Raw genomic sequence first — 17,513 nt, forward strand, 5'->3', positions numbered from 1 at the left:
CGTAACAGATTTTAATTACTTTATGTACACTATCCAATACTTGAAAAAATTCACACAGCTCAATCAGCCTAAAATCAGCACGATCGTGATTTGTATTACAGCTAACCAATTGGCTTTATCCACTATACAGTTTCACACTTAATCACTCAAATTTGCGCATCAACCTGTTTAAACCATAGTCAATACATGACTTCAATATTACAATCACACCATTCAGACATGCTTGATCATAACAAGCATAATCATTTTTTCTTTATAAAGTATTGCATGAATTCTTATTCTTTATTTGTAAGCTGCCCGCGCGGACTGGAAGCCATATTAAATCAGGAACTGGTAAAGCTGGGCTGCGAACAGATTCACCCTCGCGATGGCGGTGTAGCCGTTAACGGTGATTTAGCCACAGTCTACCGCATCAATCTGTATAGTCGCGTAGCCAGCCGTGTACTCATGCGCCTCAGTAGCGGCCATTTTCGCAACGAAAACGATATTTACCAACAAGCTAAAAAAGTCGACTGGACCAAATGGTTTGACGTTAAAAAAACTTTCAAAATACATATCGAAGGCAAACAGGCGCAAATCAACAGCCTGAACTTTGCTGCCCTCAAAGTAAAAGACGCCCTTTGCGACGTTTTTCGCGAGCAAAACGGCAGTCGACCCAGCGTGGAAAAATTTCAGCCCGATATTCGCATTCATGTTTTTATCGAAAAAAACGAACTATCCATTTATCTGGATACTAGTGGTGAAGCCTTATTCAAACGAGGCTACCGCAGTGACACTGGCGAAGCACCATTACGCGAAAATCTGGCCGCCGGACTGCTGATATTGGCAGGCTATAACGGCAGTCAGCCTTTTATGGATCCATTCTGCGGCAGCGGCACCCTCGCCATAGAAGCAGCATTGATAGCCAGCAACAGCGCCCCCGGCCTAGAGCGTGCTTTCGGATTTGAACACCTACTCAATTACGATGCCACCTTATGGCAGCAGCTGCGCCGTAACGCATTATCCGCAAAATGCCAGCCCCAAGCACCGATTTCTGGTGCAGATATTGATGGGAAACTGATTGTATTAGCTCAAAATAATGCTCGTTATGCCGAAGTAGAACAGTATATCCAGTGGCAGACTGCCGACGCACTGGATACCCGCCCCAATGGCACCAACGGCATTATGCTCAGCAATCCCCCTTACGGTGTGCGCTTGTCTGAAATCCAGTTACTACACGCTTTATACCCTCAAATGGGAAGCTGGTTGAAACAACATTTTGCCGGCTGGCAAATTGGTATGTTCAGTGCCGATCGAGATATGCCCAAACTAATGCGCCTGTCACCCAAACGCAAAATTCCGCTTTTCAATGGCAATCTGGATTGCCGCCTATTCCTGCTGGACATGGTAGCCGGTTCTAATCGAAATAAAGAGCACAAAGCATGACAACCGAACAGAACGAAGTACAACGTCTGTCCAAACGCATGGCACAATTGGGCTTATGCTCACGCCGTGAAGCTGACAGCTATATCGAACAAGGCTGGGTAAAAGTCAATGGCGTTACAGCTGTACTCGGACAGAAAGTACTAGACTCAGACCGCATCGACCTCAACCGGCAGGCACACCGCCAACAAGCCGAACGTGTCACCATCCTCTTAAATAAGCCTGTTGGCTATGTTAGTGCGCAACCGGAAAAAGGCTATCGAGCAGCCGTCGAACTGATTACCGAAACCAATCATTGGCGGGAAGACAAAAGCCCCATTCACTTTCAGGCTACCCATACACGCCATTTGGCACCGGCCGGCCGGCTGGACATCGACTCTGTTGGATTACTTGTCCTCACTCAGGATGGGCGAATTGCCAAACAGCTAATAGGTGAAAACAGTGGCATAGAAAAAGAATATTTAGTACGCGTCAGCGGGCGTTTAGATGATAAAGGCTTGGCACTACTGAACCACGGTATTAGTTTGGATGGTGAAAAATTGCGGCCGGCCAAAGTAAACTGGCAGAATCAGGATCAATTGAAATTTATCTTGAAACAAGGTAAAAAACGCCAGATACGACGCATGTGTGAACTTGTGGGCCTGAAAGTGATTGGACTAAAACGCGTCCGCATGGGCAGAATCAAACTTGGTGCCCTTCCCCCCGGCCAATGGCGCTACCTGAGCCCACAGGAAAAATTCTGATACTAAAATTAATAGAGAAATCTAGTAATAAAATTTACTTCAGATTTCAACTAATATAATTTTGACATAAAAAAACAGTCTCTATATACTTTGCCCAAATTAATTTAACATAAATAACCATGAATAAATTTTATTTAACCTTATTAAGCGCATTTTTATTATCAGCCTGTGCCACCGAAAGCTCACAAGTTTTAAATGTACCTAAAGTAGAAACCTATCAGCAGGCATACAATGGTATAAAAGCTCCATTGGCAGTGGGTAAATTTGATAGCCGTGGCAATATGGGCGGGGGCATTTTCAGTAACAGTACAGACCAATTGACCAGCCAGGCTAAAACCATCTTAATGGCAGATTTGCAGCAAACCGGACGTTTTTCAGTTCTTGACCGTGGCAACATGGATGAAATCAAAAACGAAGCAAATTTCAAAGGAATGAATCAGAAAATTAAGGGTGCGCGCTACGTAGTAACTGGAGCCATAACTGAATTCGGTCGCAGAAATATTGGTGATCAGCAACTATTTGGCATACTAGGACAGGGTAAAACACAAGTAGCCTATGCCAAAGTTACACTGAGCATCGTAGACGTTCAATCCTCCGAAATTGTCTTCTCAAGTCAAGGTGCTGGTGAATTCAAACTTTCTTCACGAGAAATACTTGGTACCGGTGGCCATGCAGGCTACGACGCCACATTAAATGGAAAAGTTTTGGATCTGGCTATTCGCGAAGCAGTTAATAATCTAGTACGCGGTATAGATAAAGGACAATGGAATCCTCAACCTTAAATATAAATATTAGGTAAAACAAAAATGAAACATATCTTAACAACGGCCATAGCTGCCTTGTTATTGGCTGCGTGTGCTCAGAACAATCAGCCAGCTCGCACACTTTATTACTGGGGAGATTTCAACAAACAGCAATATCAGACCCTTAATAATGCCCTGACTCCTCAGGAACAAATAGCCAACATGGAAAAATATTTCCTTGATGCACAAAGCAATCAGGCTAAAGCTGCCCCCGGTACCCATGCACATTTGGGCATGCTTTATGCCAAAGTAGGTAATTTAGCCGGAGCCAAGACTCAGTTTGAAATGGAAAAACAAGCGTTTCCTGAATCAACCGCCTACATGAACTTTCTGCTCAAAAATGTAGCCGGAGTAAAATCATAATGCGACTAATCAAACTATTATTACCCTTGTCTGTAGCCACCATACTTTCAGCATGTGGCACCACTGCACAGAAACAGCCCTACGATTACAGCAAATTTCAGCGCACTAACCCCCGTTCTATACTGATAGTACAGCCAACTAGCTCATCAGTAGAAGTAAAAGCACCCAATGCTGTCTTAGCTCAATCAACCAGACCATTGGCAGAATCTGGCTACTATGTATTTCCAGTCGTTTTGGTCAATGAGACATTTAAAGAAAACGGATTAAATGACGGTGCAGAAATACAGGCTGTTGATTTGAAGAAAATTCGTCAAGTCTATAATCCAGATGCTATCCTATATATGGATATAGATGATTACGGTACCAAATATCAAGTGATCAACAGCACTACTACAGTAAGCGTTTCAGCTAAATTAGTTGATGCCAAAACCGGTGATATCATTTGGACAGGTGCAAAAAAAATTACCGTTAACTCCAATGATAACGGAAATCAGGGTTTTCTAAGCGCAGTCACATCTGCTTTAATATCTCAGATTAAAGACAAAGTAAAAGACACTGCTTTTGACCTAGCCGGAAATGTTGAAGCAAACCTGCTTTCTGCCGGCAGGACAGATGGTATTCTTTATGGCCCCTATCACCCAGCCTATCAAAAACCGGTCACACAGCTACCTCCTGTGCAAAACCAATAAATGCCAAAGCCCTTTAATTCAAATTAAAGGGCTTTTTAATGAAATGACAAAATATCAGAAATTTCAAAAAATAATAAAATCAAAATACGACAAATAAACAACAATAATATTGTTTATAAGCTGAAAATATATAAAAACAATACCATAGCAAACCAGACTGACAACTTATACATGAAACAAAATCCCATTACACCGTCAGATTTTTCCATTGCCACACATTTCGTTTTCACCTAAATTGTCAGCAGACAAAAATACGAAATACAGCGTAAATCAGTTAAAATAACCCGTTTACAGATTCATTAATTTAACGCCAGCAGAGCGGAACGGAACACGTTTAATGAGCACACAGACCAATCAGCGCATACGCGAAATTCCCTATAACTACACCTCCTTTTCAGACCGAGAAATAGTTATCCGGCTTCTAGGTAGCCAGTCGTGGGAATTATTGCAACAATTGCGCGAACAAAGACGCACAGGTCGTTCTGCACGCATGCTGTTTGAAATACTGGGTGACATCTGGGCAGTGATTCGCAACCCCTACCTTATCGACGACTTACTCGAACATCAGCACCGTCAACAGGCACTGGTCAAAGAAATGCATCACCGCCTAAACGAAATTCAAAAACGGCGCGATAACAACCAGCAGGTTGCCCAGCTCATAGAGAGTACCGAACAGGCCATCAACGATTTTAACAGCAGCTTCGGCAAAACCCGCAGCAAACGCGAGCAAGTATTCAACCGTCTGCGCAAAATCACTCATAAAGACAACATCATGTTTGATGGTCTGGCACGCGTGACCCACGTCACCGATGCCACCGACTGGCGCATCGAATACCCTTTCGTTGTCATCAACCCAGACCACGAAAAAGAAGTTGCCCCGCTGGTTCGCGCCCTGATAGAGCTTGAACTAACCATCATCCCGCGCGGCGGCGGTACCGGCTACACCGGCGGTGCCATCCCCATGGACGCCATGAGCGCCGTTATCAACACAGAAAAACTCGACCAGTACAGCCCAGTAGCCTTACAAGCATTACCCGGACTCGAAGGCACCCACCCCGTTATCAACTGTGGTGCTGGCGTCGTTACCCGCCGCGTAGAAGAAGCAGCCACAGCTGCCGGCTGGGTATTTGCCGTCGACCCCACCTCAGCCGATGCCTGCTGTATCGGCGGCAACGTAGCCATGAACGCCGGTGGAAAAAAAGCCGTATTATGGGGCACCACCCTCGACAACCTCGCTTGGTGGAAAATGGTTAACCCCCAAGGCCAGTGGCTGAAAATCGAACGTGTGCGCCACAACTTCGGCAAAATCCACGACGAAACCACCGCCATCTTCGATATCCACACTCTTGATAACGATGGCTATTCCATCATCAAAACCGAGCGCCTCGAAGTGCCCGGCCAGCGATTCCGCAAAGTCGGACTTGGTAAAGATGTTACCGACAAATTTCTTGCAGGCGTACCCGGCATACAAAAAGAAGGCACCGACGGCATCATCACCTCAGCCGCCTTCGTCCTGCATCGCATGCCAAAATACACCCGCACCGTGTGCATGGAATTCTTTGGCACCGTAGCCAACGCCACCCCCTCCATCGTCGAAGTGCGCAACTACATGCTCAACCACAAAACCGTCAAACTGGCGGGGCTGGAGCATCTCGACTGGCGCTACGTCCGCGCCGTTGGCTACGCCACCAAGGCAGCCGGCAAAGGCCGCCCGAAAATGGTATTACTGGCCGACATCGTTTCCGACGACGAAAACGAAGTACAAGCCGCCGCCGCCCACATCGTGCGGCTGGCCAATGCCCGCTGTGGCGAAGGCTTTATCGCCGTCACCCCCGAAGCACGCAAAACCTTCTGGCTCGACCGCTCCCGCACTGCCGCCATTGCCCGCCATACCAACGCCTTCAAAATCAACGAAGACGTTGTTATCCCATTAGAACAGCTCGGCAGCTACTCCGATGGCATCGAACGCATCAACATCGAACTGTCCATCCAGAACAAACTGGCCTTGTGCGCCGCCATCATCGACTACCTGCAAACCAAACTGCCCGTAGACAAACTCGACACCGACCTGTCCAGCGCCGAATTGCTCGGTTCACGCAAACAACATGCACTGGATTACGTCACCAGCATCCAGAGTCGCTGGACATGGCTGCTGAATCACCTCGATGCCCCACTGACAGACTACCTGCAACAATTTCCGCAGAAACTCGAAAATGACGAACCTGTCTCAGACCAAAGCTGCTTTATCGCCATGCGCGACTTCCACCTGCGTGTTTCCGTTAAACGCGACATCATGCAGCCTCTGTCAGAAATCTTCAGCGGCAAAACCGACACCCTCATACTGGAAAAACTCGACGAAATCCACCGCCACATCATTCGCGGCCGCGTATTCGTTGCCCTGCACATGCATGCCGGAGACGGCAACGTCCACACCAACATACCAGTAAACTCCGACGACTACGACATGCTGCAAACTGCGCATCAGGCCGTAGACCGCATCATGGCACTGGCACGCAGCCTCAACGGCGTAATTTCCGGCGAACACGGCATCGGCATCACCAAAATCGACTACCTTACCACAGCCGAAATGCAGCCTTACTGGGACTACAAAAAACAAGTAGACCCACATGGCCATTTTAACCGTGGCAAACTGATGCCCGGCGCCAACCTCGACAAAGCCTATACCCCATCATTCGAATTGCTCGGCGTAGAATCCCTAATCATGGAGCAGTCCGAACTCGGCCAAATTGCCCATTCCATCAAAGACTGCCTGCGCTGCGGCAAATGCAAACCCGTGTGCAGCACCCACGTACCGCGCGCCAACCTGCTTTACTCCCCGCGCAACAAAATCCTTGGCGTCGGCCTGCTTACCGAAGCATTCCTCTACGAAGAACAAACCCGCCGCGGTGTATCTCTAAAACACTTTGACGAACTCAACAGCGTAGCCGACCATTGCACCGTCTGCCACCGCTGCATCAAACCCTGCCCCGTAAAAATCGACTTTGGTGACGTAACCGTCGCCATGCGCAACTACCTGCGCAAAGCTGGCAAAAAGAAATTCAACCCCACCGTCTACATGGGCATGGCCTTTCTTAACGCCACCGACCCCAGAACCATCAAAGCCCTGCGTGCAGGCGTAATCAAAACCGGCTTTAGACTGCAAAACTGGGGCTACGAAATGGGCAAGCACTTTAGCCTAGGCTGGCTCAAACGCCAGAAAACCGCCCCGCGTGCCACCACCGCCAAACCTGAAATCCGCGAACAGGTTGTCCATTTTATAAATCGGCCACTACCCCGCCACGTACCGATTAAAACCGCGCGTGCCCTTCTTAATATCGAAGACAGCACCACCGTACCAATTATTCGCAATCCACAAGTAAGCGAAGAAACCGAAGCCGTTTTCTACTTCCCCGGCTGTGGCTCCGAACGCCTGTTCAGCCAGATAGGCTTAGCCACACAAGCCATGTTATGGCATGTAGGCGTACAAACCGTATTGCCACCGGGTTACCTGTGTTGCGGCTATCCGCAGACCGCCGGTGGCAACAAAGACAAAGGTGACAAAATCACCATGGACAACCGCGTCCTCTTCCACCGCGTGGCCAACACCCTCAACTATCTCGATATCAAAACCGTAGTCGTAAGCTGCGGCACCTGCTACGACCAGCTCAGCGATTACCATTTCGACAAAATTTTCCCCGGCTGCCGCGTACTTGATATCCACGAATACTTGTTGGAAAAAGGGCTGAAACTCGATGGCATCAAAGGCCAGCAATACTTATATCACGACCCTTGCCATACCCCCATCAAAACCACCCAGCCAATCAAAGTAGTTAACGAACTGATGGGACAAAACGTACCCTTGTCCGACCGCTGCTGCGGTGAATCCGGCATGTTTGCTGTCAACCGACCCGATATCGCCACACAAGTACGTTTCCGCAAACTGGAAGAAATAGAAAAAGGCAAAGCCAAATTGCCGCAAGGTGAACCAGTAAAAATACTCACCAGTTGCCCCGCCTGCCTGCAAGGGCTTAGCAGATATACCGACGATGCCAATATCAAAGCCGATTATGTCGTGATTGAAATGGCCAAGCACATACTAGGCGAAAACTGGCAGGATGAATTTGTGCAAAAAGCCAGCAACGGGGGGATTGAACGAGTATTGTTGTAACTAACTTTACAAATTTCAGGTTACGTCTATAAAAGACACGTAGCCTGATAAATAAGTCTCATGTATATTTAAAATTCTCAATTGAGTTTCAAATATTTAGTATCAAAATATAACAGCTCATTTACGAGCAAACCATTTATTTTTCATTAATATCTGAGAAGAATCTACATCATATCTAAAGTAAAGGTAATATCCCTAGTACATGTAATTTTTAATCGACATGTTATCTATTCATGAATGACAATCTGAAACAATTTAGTATTCAGAAACAACTGTATGAAATCTAGAAAATTCGATACAGTATGCTCTCAAATATTTATCCACATTAAAAATAAGGCAATCGTTTAAATATCTTACTTAAAATAACAATATACTTAACATTAGCTGTACAGTTTTCAATTCACTCCAATTAAACTTGATTGAAGCCATTCCACTTACAATCAGCCCACTTAATAAACAAACAAATTTTTATTAAAACCAAATAAAAAAAGAAATCCAAAAAAGTATGTCCTTACAGCCACAAAACGAACCGGTAATATTTTCACCACGTGCCGTAGAACTGAGAAATGGTTGTGCACATATTCTATTTCAAAAATCGTTGAGTTTAAATTTAAATATATAATCATATACTTGGAAGATTAATAAATTTATGCATTACTAAACTATAATTTAGACTGATTTCCATTTATTTTTTTTACACATTGTTCAATTCCCTTAATATTTAAAAAATGACCAAAAATAAATCTATCAAAATAAACACCAACAAATTGACGTTCTTGATGATTAAGTTCTAAAAAAACCGAATATATTAACTGAGCAATTCTTTCTTCCCTACTTTTATAAACCAATTCATTTATTGCAATATTGCAACATGTATATATAATATCCTCAATATATTGATTTACTGTCAATTGTATAAGTGCATTTTTTATTGAACATACACAGCAATATGTTAAAAAAATTAATTTATTAACATCAAATATATTGTGAAAGTTTTTAATCAGAATTACAGCGTACTTAAGCTTCTCATCATTGTTTTGGCATAAATAATATATATCGTCAACCATTAAAAATGTATTTAAATTATATTTAGCTAAATAAATTGCATGAAATCTCATAGTCATCGGTATATGTTTAAGTGATTCCGATATTAATAAATTTACATTAGCCAAAGGAATATCTAATGTTTCATATGTAGCACATAAAAAATAATCTAAACAAAATAAAGGCACAAAATTTGAAATTGAAGTTTCTACCGAACTATAATGTGAACTATCTGTAAAATGATGGAGTCCACTTAAACTATCTGGCATATCAAAAATTTTGGGATTTAATAATTCACTGGAATTGAGAAAGTAATTTAAATTTTCACTCAATCTATTATTTTCTTCATCAGACAAATATATTGATTTTCGATAATTCTTTTCAATCCATTGTTGCAATTCTGATTGAGTCTCTTTAGTAATAAAGACTTTTATCCCTGTTCGAAATAGTCCATAACATAAACCAGTAACAGCAAAATAAACTACAGATAAAATATCTATTACAATTTTATTTATTTTATCAAATCCTTTATTGTAAAAAATAAGATGCTTATTGTGTTCTTTATTAAGCAATAATGAATAAGCATTCCATATAGTATTTTTAATTAATTTATTACGATTTAATTCTATATTTAGAGAAAGACTATACGTATTCAATTTTTTATCATTCATTACAGTATTATTTGATAAAAATTGTTCAATAAATTTATTAAACCCTTCAGGGCTATCCTCAACTTTAATTTGAAAAATTCCATCTTGATAATTAGATATTTTGTTACGAATTATATTTGATATCTCAGAAGCTGCTAAATAAGGATCCATCTTTTCAAGAACCCTATAGGTATTAAAATCAAATTCAAATTCCTGATTTATTTCTACCTTCATTAACTTATTTGCAAAATCAGACCCAGCATTCAACAAGTATTCATTTGCAGAACAGTTATCTACTATTAATTTTATATAAGTCTGGTTACCCATTTCATATTTGAAGGCAGCACTACATCTAAGTGATGGATAAATAAAAGATGTTGAATTTGGAAACAATATTAAATTTATATTGAAATTGTATAATGGAACAGCTAACTTATAAGGATCATTAATAAACCATTCCAAAAAGATGGATTTAGCAAAACCTGTATCTAATTTTGCTACATAATTAACAAATTTAAGTGTATTTTTGTTAAAATCTGAATAAAGTGATTTAGGAATAGTTTTGATAATAGCCGTTGTTTCTTTTACATCTAAATTCATATTAAATATATTATCTATATAAATGTTCCATAAACTTATTGAATCTGGAAATTTTTCCAAAGCATATTCAACATTTTTTCCTATTTCTTCGTAAGTATCTAATTTTACTGATTTTAAAATTTTTAAATATAAATAATAATAGTCAGTGTTGTTTTCTTGTAATTGGCTAAAATATGTTTCAAATTTTTTAAGTTGTCCACAATATAATAATGTAGCTAAAAATCTAAAAACTACAGGGGATAACCACGGTTTTTTAGGTATCAAAGGTTGTAAAAATTTTTGTGCATAGTTTGAATATTCTAATTTATTAAGAAGAAATGCAAAAAAATTAATTGTTTTAATGTTTAAACCTCCCCAAAATTTTAGATACGAATTATATAATTCATCTAAAAGTGAAAATAGTTTATCCTCTTCTTCTAAGTTAGGGACTTCCAAAAGAGAAATTAACTTAAATATCATTAAATAAAATTCATAAATATCTTGCTTTTCCGGGGGTAGAGATAATTGCCCACCTCTGTCTTTCCAATTATTTAATTCATTAATTGAAATTTCTGAATAAAAAATTGCATTACATATTTGATTGAATTCTTCTTCATTCAGTGTTTTTCTGTTGTTTAACCAATTTATATTAATGTTCATATTTTCAGGTGATTTCTTAATTAAATCAATATTCATCTCTGATGAATACTTCTGAAATGAGTATTGATTCATATTAGCTAACTTTTCTAATTGTTTATCTTCACCTCGTTTTAATGCAAATAAAATAACACTCATTTTTATGATACGCTTATCTTCTATTTTATTTGACAAAGAAATACACTTATCAATTAATTTCTGTAATTTAAAATATTCTTCTCTGTCAAGAATCCAATAATGTACAAATTTGGTCTCATGTAATAAACAGATAGTTTGAGTTAAAGCTAAAATAATATTTGCATTCTCAGTGGGGTATTTTTCTTTAAATTTTTCTGCAAATATTTTAGCAAATTCAGATTTATTCAGACGTATTGAACATTGAATTAAAGCATAATGCTCATACTCCAAAAGATCATCAATATTTTCTTTTTGTACAAATAGATTGAAATCTTTTTCAGAAGCCAAATACTGTAAATAGACTGCGCGAGTATAACCGGAATAGTATTCACTCTTTAAATAAGTTTCTCTGGCATTATTTTCAGATTTAGATAATTTATAATGTATCTGTACAGATTTTACTAAATTTTTTAATGTTACACTAAGTTTTGAATCTTTAAGTAAAGTTGTAAAAAAATCATTATTTATCTCATCTAATTTTCCTTTTACTAAACAGATTTTATATTCTAAAATTTTTAAAATATTTTTTTCAAAATAACCTAAAAAATCACATTTTTGAATTGTTTCCAGTGAAATTTTAGCTTGTTCTAATTTATTTGAAATGATTAAATTATAAATATCTAGTATAACATTTTCATAATCATTGCAAAAATCATTTAATCCTATATTTATATTTCCAATACTGATATTTGAATTTGCTCCTGCGTAGATATTGTGTCCAATTTCTGAAGTTTGAATAATAGGATTATTGGACATTTTTATCATTTACTCCACTATTAAGAGTAATATTTCCAATTGTAATGGTACTATAATCTCTACTAATTATATTGATTCCAATTTCAGATATTTGTTTAATATTTGTATTTATTTCACTTAATATTTTACAAATATTTTTGTTTTCTTCTAATTTATCTTGTATTGTTTTCTTAGGCATATGCTTATTTAAATTTAAAGTATTTATTTCTGTAATAAGGCGATTTTTCTCTGAATCATTACAAATATATTTCGTTAATTCATTTTTCAATAAATCTACAAAAGATTGCACTCCAACCTTAAAACAATCATAAATAAGTCCTGACAATATTGTAGTTGTAAGAAACTCCATCATTAATCCTCTAAAAATCTATTTTATATTATATTATATAGATATATACACTTCATTTCAATTAATAATGACTATTTGAATTTAACATTTAGGTTAAAATAAAACTTATTTCAGCACAATTAATTAACTTTATAAATGTTACTTCTATTTATAAACGTCTATAACTATTATTAGAATAGACGTTTTATTTGTAATTAAATTAATTTATCTATATTTAACTACAATACTATTAATGTTGTTTTCAATATTAGCAGTACTTTTTTAAGCCCGAAAGCAAGATGCTAAGTATACCTGCGAATTGCAGCATATTTTGATTGTCTACCAGCAGGCTCTGGCTGTTGATTTGCTGGCGTTCGAGCTGAAGCTGGCCGAGGGTGCTGATAAGAAAATCGATGTTGCGGCTGGTGCTCTGGCAGTATTCGATGATGGTACTTAGCTCATGCTGTTTGAGCATAAGAGCTTTTTCTGCGGGGGTTTGGGTTTTGTCTTGAATAATGGCCAGCTCACTAGCCTGTTCAAGCAGTAAGGCGGGGCTATTGCTCAGGCTGGCGTCGATATATTGTTGCTGCGTCATTGTACACCTCCGCCAAGATTGCTGGTTTGAAAGTGGTGTTCACCTGATTGGCGGCTTGTTACTGTTCCTTTTACAGCGCAATAGATTTTCAATTTACCCGCATACCGAGCAACTGGTTGTGATGAAAGAAGGGAAGACAGAAGCAGATATTCACTGCATGGGATAAGCTGCTGAATTGCTTTCATGTTGGTAGCCTTTCATAATAACTTTGAGAAAGCCTACTTCCATACTGACAAGCATAAGACAAATTGACTGACAGGCAGTATGAACCGTAGGCAGAAAACCTATTTGCCATGGTTCACTGTTTAAAGCACACCACTGGCACGGGATTCAGACAATAACCGCTCAATAAAATTATTGGCGGTGTTGTCTGTCATACTAATCAGCCTGTCAAAGCTGGCTGCGCTATTGAACGCAGCAAAGTTATTTTGCTGGTTAATTATTGATATGTCAATAAGCTGTTCACGCTATGGTATAGGATTCTGCTGATATTTTTAGTTATACAACCAATTTTCCCAATCGGCACCACAATCTGCCCTGTCCTCGCCTCAGACAGGCTGAAAAAGCCAGTTTCTTTACCCATAATTGCAAGATGATCCTGCGTAACTATAACCGCGCTTTCACGGCCATCTACAGCTATGTAATTCCGCTTTCTATTGGTTTTTTCACTAAAATTCCCTTTTCCTTTTACTCTGTTTGGTTTATGTTCTGCCCCATTAGCCACTACTTGCTATAACCACAATATTGCTTAGCTGAGCCATTAATTATTTTTCCCGTCCTTATTTATGTCTAAGGCTTTGAGTTAAACAACGCTTATTCAGGAAAGACATTTTTAGGATAAAAAACAACTTACTTTTCCCTGAATACAATCAAATATCATTCCGAGCTTTTTCATCAAGTAATAATTGTAGTGAATTATCCTTATTTATTATGATACGCATATATCTTATCCAATCTTTCTGTGTTGATTTCTGCGATTTATTATTTTTCATTTCTTCAGAGGTGAAACCAATGGAATATGGAATATTAGTTTGAAAATGAAAATTAAAATTCAAGCATTGCTGATTTTTGACATAATATGGTTTTGCAGAATCTGAATAATCTTGGCTCCAGAGTTCTCCCACTCCAGCTTGATGAACATCTGAATTTAAAATATGAAATTCTTTTTTTCGCCTGAAAAAATTTTCACCCGCCGGAATACTGATACACGGCTGCCCGTCTTTTTTTAATACTATATCTGGGGTATAAAATACATTGCTGTGCAGTATGCAACCTGTTAGCAAGGCTACTGGAAGAAATACTGGCAAAATGCGCAAAAGATTTCTATTCATTCTCCTTGTATCCTTATGAAAATCATACTAGTAATGTGCTATATGGCTTCAACCATAATCAAGAATAACCACTTGCCTCAGCGTCTAATAATAATTGCAATGTCCCGTCCTGTTTTTTTATAATACGTACAAATCGTATCCATGTTTTTTGGGTTGATTTCTGATTTTCGTTATTTCCTTTTTCAGTTGAAATGAAACTAATAGTATAAAAAATATTATTTTGGAAATGATAATTAAAATAAAGACATTCTTGATTTTTTACATAATAAGGCTCTGAAGGATAGAAATAATTTTTTTCCACAATTGACCAATCCCTGTCTGGAAACCTCTGTAGTCAAAATACTATATTCTTTTTTGCTGTAGAAAAAATTTTCATTTTCAGGGATACTAATACATAGTTGTCCATCTTTTTTTAATACAATATCTGGTGTATTAAATTCATTGTTGTGCAATATACAACCTGTTATCAAAGCTATGGTAAGGACTATTGGTAAAATGCGAAAAAGATTTTTATTCATTATCCTTGAGTCCATATAAATACTGTACAGAAAATATGTTATATTGCTTTAAACATAATCAAAAATAATCATGTGCCTCAGCGTCTAATAATAATTGCAACGTTCCATCAGTTTTTTTTATGATTCTCATATCCCTAGTCCAATTTTTATTTGTCGACTTTTGAGATTCATCATTTTCTTTTTCAGTTGAAAAGAAGCTAATAGAATAAAGAATATTAGTTTTAAAACGATAATTAAAATATAAGCATTGTTGATTTTTGACATAATACGGCTTTTTATAATCATGAAAATTCTTTTTCCAGAGGTATCCAACCCTTCTCTGGAATACGTATAAGCTTAAAATACTAAATTCTTTTTTTCTCATGAAAAAATCTTCATTTGCCGGAATACTAATGCAGGGCTGTCCATCTTTTTTTAGTACAATATCTGGTGTATAAAATACATTGTTGTGCAAGATGCAACCTGTTAGCAAGGCTAATGTAAGGACTATTGGCAAAATGTGAAAAAGATTTTTGTACATTCTCCTTGAGTCCTTATAAATATTTAGCAGAAAAGATGTTATATTGCTTCATCCACAATCAAGAATAATCACGTGCTTCACCGTCTAATAATAATTGCAACGTTCCATCAGGTTTTTTTATGATCCGCATATATCTCTTCCAATTTTTTTTGGTCGAATTTTGTAATTCATCATTACCTTTTTCTATTGAAAAGAAACCAATAGAATAAAGAATATTAGCCTGAAAACGATAATTAAAATATAAACATTGCTGATTTTTTATATAATAGTTTTTTTTAGAGCTTAAATAATTTTTGCTCCAAAGCTCTCCTACTCCTGCTTGAAATACATATAAATACGAAATATCAAACTCTTTTATTCGCATAAAAAAATCCTCATTCGCAGGAATACTTATACAGGGCTGACCATCTTTTTTTAAAACGATATCTGGGGTATATCCCCTTATGCAACCGTTTATCAATATTACTAAAAAAATTAACAATAAATCGCGTAATAGATTTTTGTTCATTCTCCTTGTGTCCCTATGAATATCATACAGGTAATGTGCTATATTGCTTCAACCAAAATCAAGAATAATCACGTGCTTCACCGTCTAATAATAATTGCAGCGTTCCATCAGGTTTTTTTATGATGCGCATATATCTTACCCAATCTTTCTTTGTAGACCTATGAATTTCATCATCTCCTTTTTCTATTGAGATGAATTCAACTGTATAAAATATATTTTCATGAAAATGATAATTAAAATCTAAGCATTGTTGATTTTTGACATAATATTGTGTTTCAGAATCTGAATAATTTTTTTTCCATAGGTATCCAACCCCTGTTTGAAATACATATAAGCTTAAAATATTAAATTCTTTTTTTCGCAAGAAAAAATCTTCATTCGCCGGAATACTAATGCAGGGCTGACCATCTTTTTTTAATAAAATATCTGGAGTATAAAATATATTACTATGAATAATACATCCTGTTATTATCATTGAAACAAAAATAAATATCAGATTAAGTAAATACTTAAATTTTATCCACCTCATTTTTTTTCCTCGTTAAATCTTTAAATATGCCAAATTTTATGCCTTCAAATTCCTTTCCACAGAAACAAATTTTACTCAAAATATACAATAAAATTTAAAAAAGTAATTTTTATAAGAGTGTAACATTAAGTTTTTGCAACAGGGTATTAAATACTATACTTTAACTGTTAAGTTTTAAGTTATTATTTTATCTAAATAATACCCTTTTATCTTGTGGATTTTTTAGAAATAATTGCAAAGTATTTTCATACATTTTGAGCCAGTATTGCTGTACAAGCTGTTTATTTTTAGGAACGCTTCCTGTGTATATTTGATTAGTTTTTTCTCGCCAAAAATCGTAACCAAAATTTTTTAATATAAAATAGTCCGCAATAATGGAAGCTTGTTGTTCCATACCATAATCTGACAAGAGTTTGCCTTCTTCCAACCCATATTCGTAATTAGCCATTAAACTGAATGCGCCACGCATGGCTACCTGCATGCCCATCTGATATTGCCAAATATGAACCATTTCATGCATAAAAAAATGTTGATTAGAGTAGAGTTCCATTGAATAATCCTGTGAATAATATTTTTGCGGCCAGTATATTTCACCAAATGGTGTGATTGCATATTTACCTTGATTGGGCAACAAAGTGCCTTTTCGAACTCGTACTTGTGATAATACAATGGCGTTTTTAAACACGGAGGTAACCATATTTATTTCTCCTGGAGTTAACAGACGAGATTGGGACTTGATGTGATTACTTGCAGTTTCGTAAAAAAGATCTAATATTAACCCAGAAGCACCGCAACAACTTTGTGTCAGTAAGTTTGCCATCAGATTACCCCTCTATGGTTATGTAACATTCTAAATTCGAAAATCAGTATTTTTCTGATTTATTTTTCATTCTATTCTAATTCAATCCAAGATGTATTTGGCTTGAATTTATCTAGATGAAATTAAATTTAGTGATAAATATCAAAATGAAATTAATTCTAAAATGATATGCTTATTTGGTATAAAAAAAGCTATATTATTGTGTGATTGGAAGAATATTGAGTACTTTTGCTGATTCACTGTTCAATCATCTCAGTATTAATTTGGTAGAAATAAGGGATTATTTCTGCTAAAAAACATTTCGACAAAATGT

16 protein-coding genes are annotated in these 17,513 nt (G+C 37.5%); 6 read left to right on the plus strand and 10 right to left on the minus strand.

Features of this window, described 5'->3' with window-relative positions; all coding sequences use genetic code 11:
* Positions 1 to 267: 267 nt before the first annotated feature.
* The 6 genes from ABU615_RS03640 to ABU615_RS03665 all read left to right on the plus strand — a co-directional run bounded on the left by ABU615_RS03640 (position 268) and on the right by ABU615_RS03665 (position 8,188).
* Positions 268 to 1,425 carry a class I SAM-dependent RNA methyltransferase gene (locus ABU615_RS03640; RefSeq protein WP_370389231.1) on the plus strand — a complete coding sequence of 386 codons (1,158 nt, stop codon included), beginning with the start codon at positions 268 to 270 and terminating at the stop codon, positions 1,423 to 1,425.
* Positions 1,422 to 2,165 carry a pseudouridine synthase gene (locus ABU615_RS03645; protein ID WP_370389232.1) on the plus strand — a complete coding sequence of 248 codons (744 nt, stop codon included), beginning with the start codon at positions 1,422 to 1,424 and terminating at the stop codon, positions 2,163 to 2,165. Before ABU615_RS03640 ends, ABU615_RS03645 begins: the two co-directional genes overlap by 4 nt.
* Positions 2,166 to 2,284: 119 nt before the next feature.
* A complete protein-coding gene (locus ABU615_RS03650; RefSeq protein WP_367411998.1) occupies positions 2,285 to 2,947 on the plus strand; it encodes a CsgG/HfaB family protein in 663 nt (220 codons plus the stop codon).
* A gap of 24 nt (positions 2,948 to 2,971) precedes the next feature.
* Complete coding sequence (locus ABU615_RS03655; protein ID WP_100151644.1) at positions 2,972 to 3,331, plus strand: DUF4810 domain-containing protein; 360 nt, start codon at positions 2,972 to 2,974, stop codon at positions 3,329 to 3,331.
* Complete coding sequence (locus ABU615_RS03660; protein WP_267390505.1) at positions 3,331 to 4,020, plus strand: GNA1162 family protein; 690 nt, start codon at positions 3,331 to 3,333, stop codon at positions 4,018 to 4,020. Before ABU615_RS03655 ends, ABU615_RS03660 begins: the two co-directional genes overlap by 1 nt.
* A 337-nt stretch (positions 4,021 to 4,357) precedes the next feature.
* On the plus strand, positions 4,358 to 8,188 hold the full coding sequence (locus ABU615_RS03665) for a DUF3683 domain-containing protein (protein WP_370389233.1): 3,831 nt from the start codon (positions 4,358 to 4,360) through the stop codon (positions 8,186 to 8,188).
* 662 nt (positions 8,189 to 8,850) lie between these two features.
* Here the strand turns inward: ABU615_RS03665 and ABU615_RS03670 are convergent.
* From ABU615_RS03670 to ABU615_RS03715, 10 genes are all read right to left on the minus strand, one after another.
* On the minus strand, positions 8,851 to 12,051 hold the full coding sequence (locus ABU615_RS03670) for a hypothetical protein (RefSeq protein WP_370389234.1): 3,201 nt from the start codon (positions 12,049 to 12,051) through the stop codon (positions 8,851 to 8,853).
* Positions 12,041 to 12,400 carry a hypothetical protein gene (locus ABU615_RS03675; protein WP_370389235.1) on the minus strand — a complete coding sequence of 120 codons (360 nt, stop codon included), beginning with the start codon at positions 12,398 to 12,400 and terminating at the stop codon, positions 12,041 to 12,043. Before ABU615_RS03675 ends, ABU615_RS03670 begins: the two co-directional genes overlap by 11 nt.
* Before the next feature lie 247 nt (positions 12,401 to 12,647).
* On the minus strand, positions 12,648 to 12,974 hold the full coding sequence (locus ABU615_RS03680; protein WP_370389236.1) for a hypothetical protein: 327 nt from the start codon (positions 12,972 to 12,974) through the stop codon (positions 12,648 to 12,650).
* Positions 12,971 to 13,159, minus strand: coding sequence for a hypothetical protein (locus tag ABU615_RS03685; RefSeq protein WP_267390509.1), 189 nt, complete (start codon positions 13,157 to 13,159; stop codon positions 12,971 to 12,973). Before ABU615_RS03685 ends, ABU615_RS03680 begins: the two co-directional genes overlap by 4 nt.
* 684 nt (positions 13,160 to 13,843) lie before the next feature.
* Positions 13,844 to 14,305 carry a putative T6SS immunity periplasmic lipoprotein gene (locus ABU615_RS03690; protein ID WP_370389237.1) on the minus strand — a complete coding sequence of 154 codons (462 nt, stop codon included), beginning with the start codon at positions 14,303 to 14,305 and terminating at the stop codon, positions 13,844 to 13,846.
* A 233-nt stretch (positions 14,306 to 14,538) separates the two neighbouring features.
* On the minus strand, positions 14,539 to 14,823 hold the full coding sequence (locus ABU615_RS03695) for a hypothetical protein (RefSeq protein WP_370389238.1): 285 nt from the start codon (positions 14,821 to 14,823) through the stop codon (positions 14,539 to 14,541).
* A gap of 58 nt (positions 14,824 to 14,881) precedes the next feature.
* The gene (locus tag ABU615_RS03700; RefSeq protein ID WP_370389239.1) at positions 14,882 to 15,343 is read right to left on the minus strand and encodes a putative T6SS immunity periplasmic lipoprotein; all 462 of its coding nucleotides are present in this window, start codon (positions 15,341 to 15,343) and stop codon (positions 14,882 to 14,884) included.
* Between the two features lie 58 nt (positions 15,344 to 15,401).
* Positions 15,402 to 15,851, minus strand: a complete 450-nt coding sequence (locus tag ABU615_RS03705) for a hypothetical protein (protein ID WP_370389240.1) — start codon at positions 15,849 to 15,851, stop codon at positions 15,402 to 15,404.
* A gap of 58 nt (positions 15,852 to 15,909) precedes the next feature.
* Positions 15,910 to 16,380 carry a putative T6SS immunity periplasmic lipoprotein gene (locus ABU615_RS03710; protein WP_370389241.1) on the minus strand — a complete coding sequence of 157 codons (471 nt, stop codon included), beginning with the start codon at positions 16,378 to 16,380 and terminating at the stop codon, positions 15,910 to 15,912.
* A gap of 187 nt (positions 16,381 to 16,567) precedes the next feature.
* Positions 16,568 to 17,200, minus strand: a complete 633-nt coding sequence (locus ABU615_RS03715) for a hypothetical protein (protein ID WP_370389242.1) — start codon at positions 17,198 to 17,200, stop codon at positions 16,568 to 16,570.
* Positions 17,201 to 17,513: the final 313 nt, after the last annotated feature.

It is taken from the genome of Snodgrassella alvi (assembly GCF_040741455.2).
Lineage (GTDB): Bacteria > Pseudomonadota > Gammaproteobacteria > Burkholderiales > Neisseriaceae > Snodgrassella > Snodgrassella alvi_E.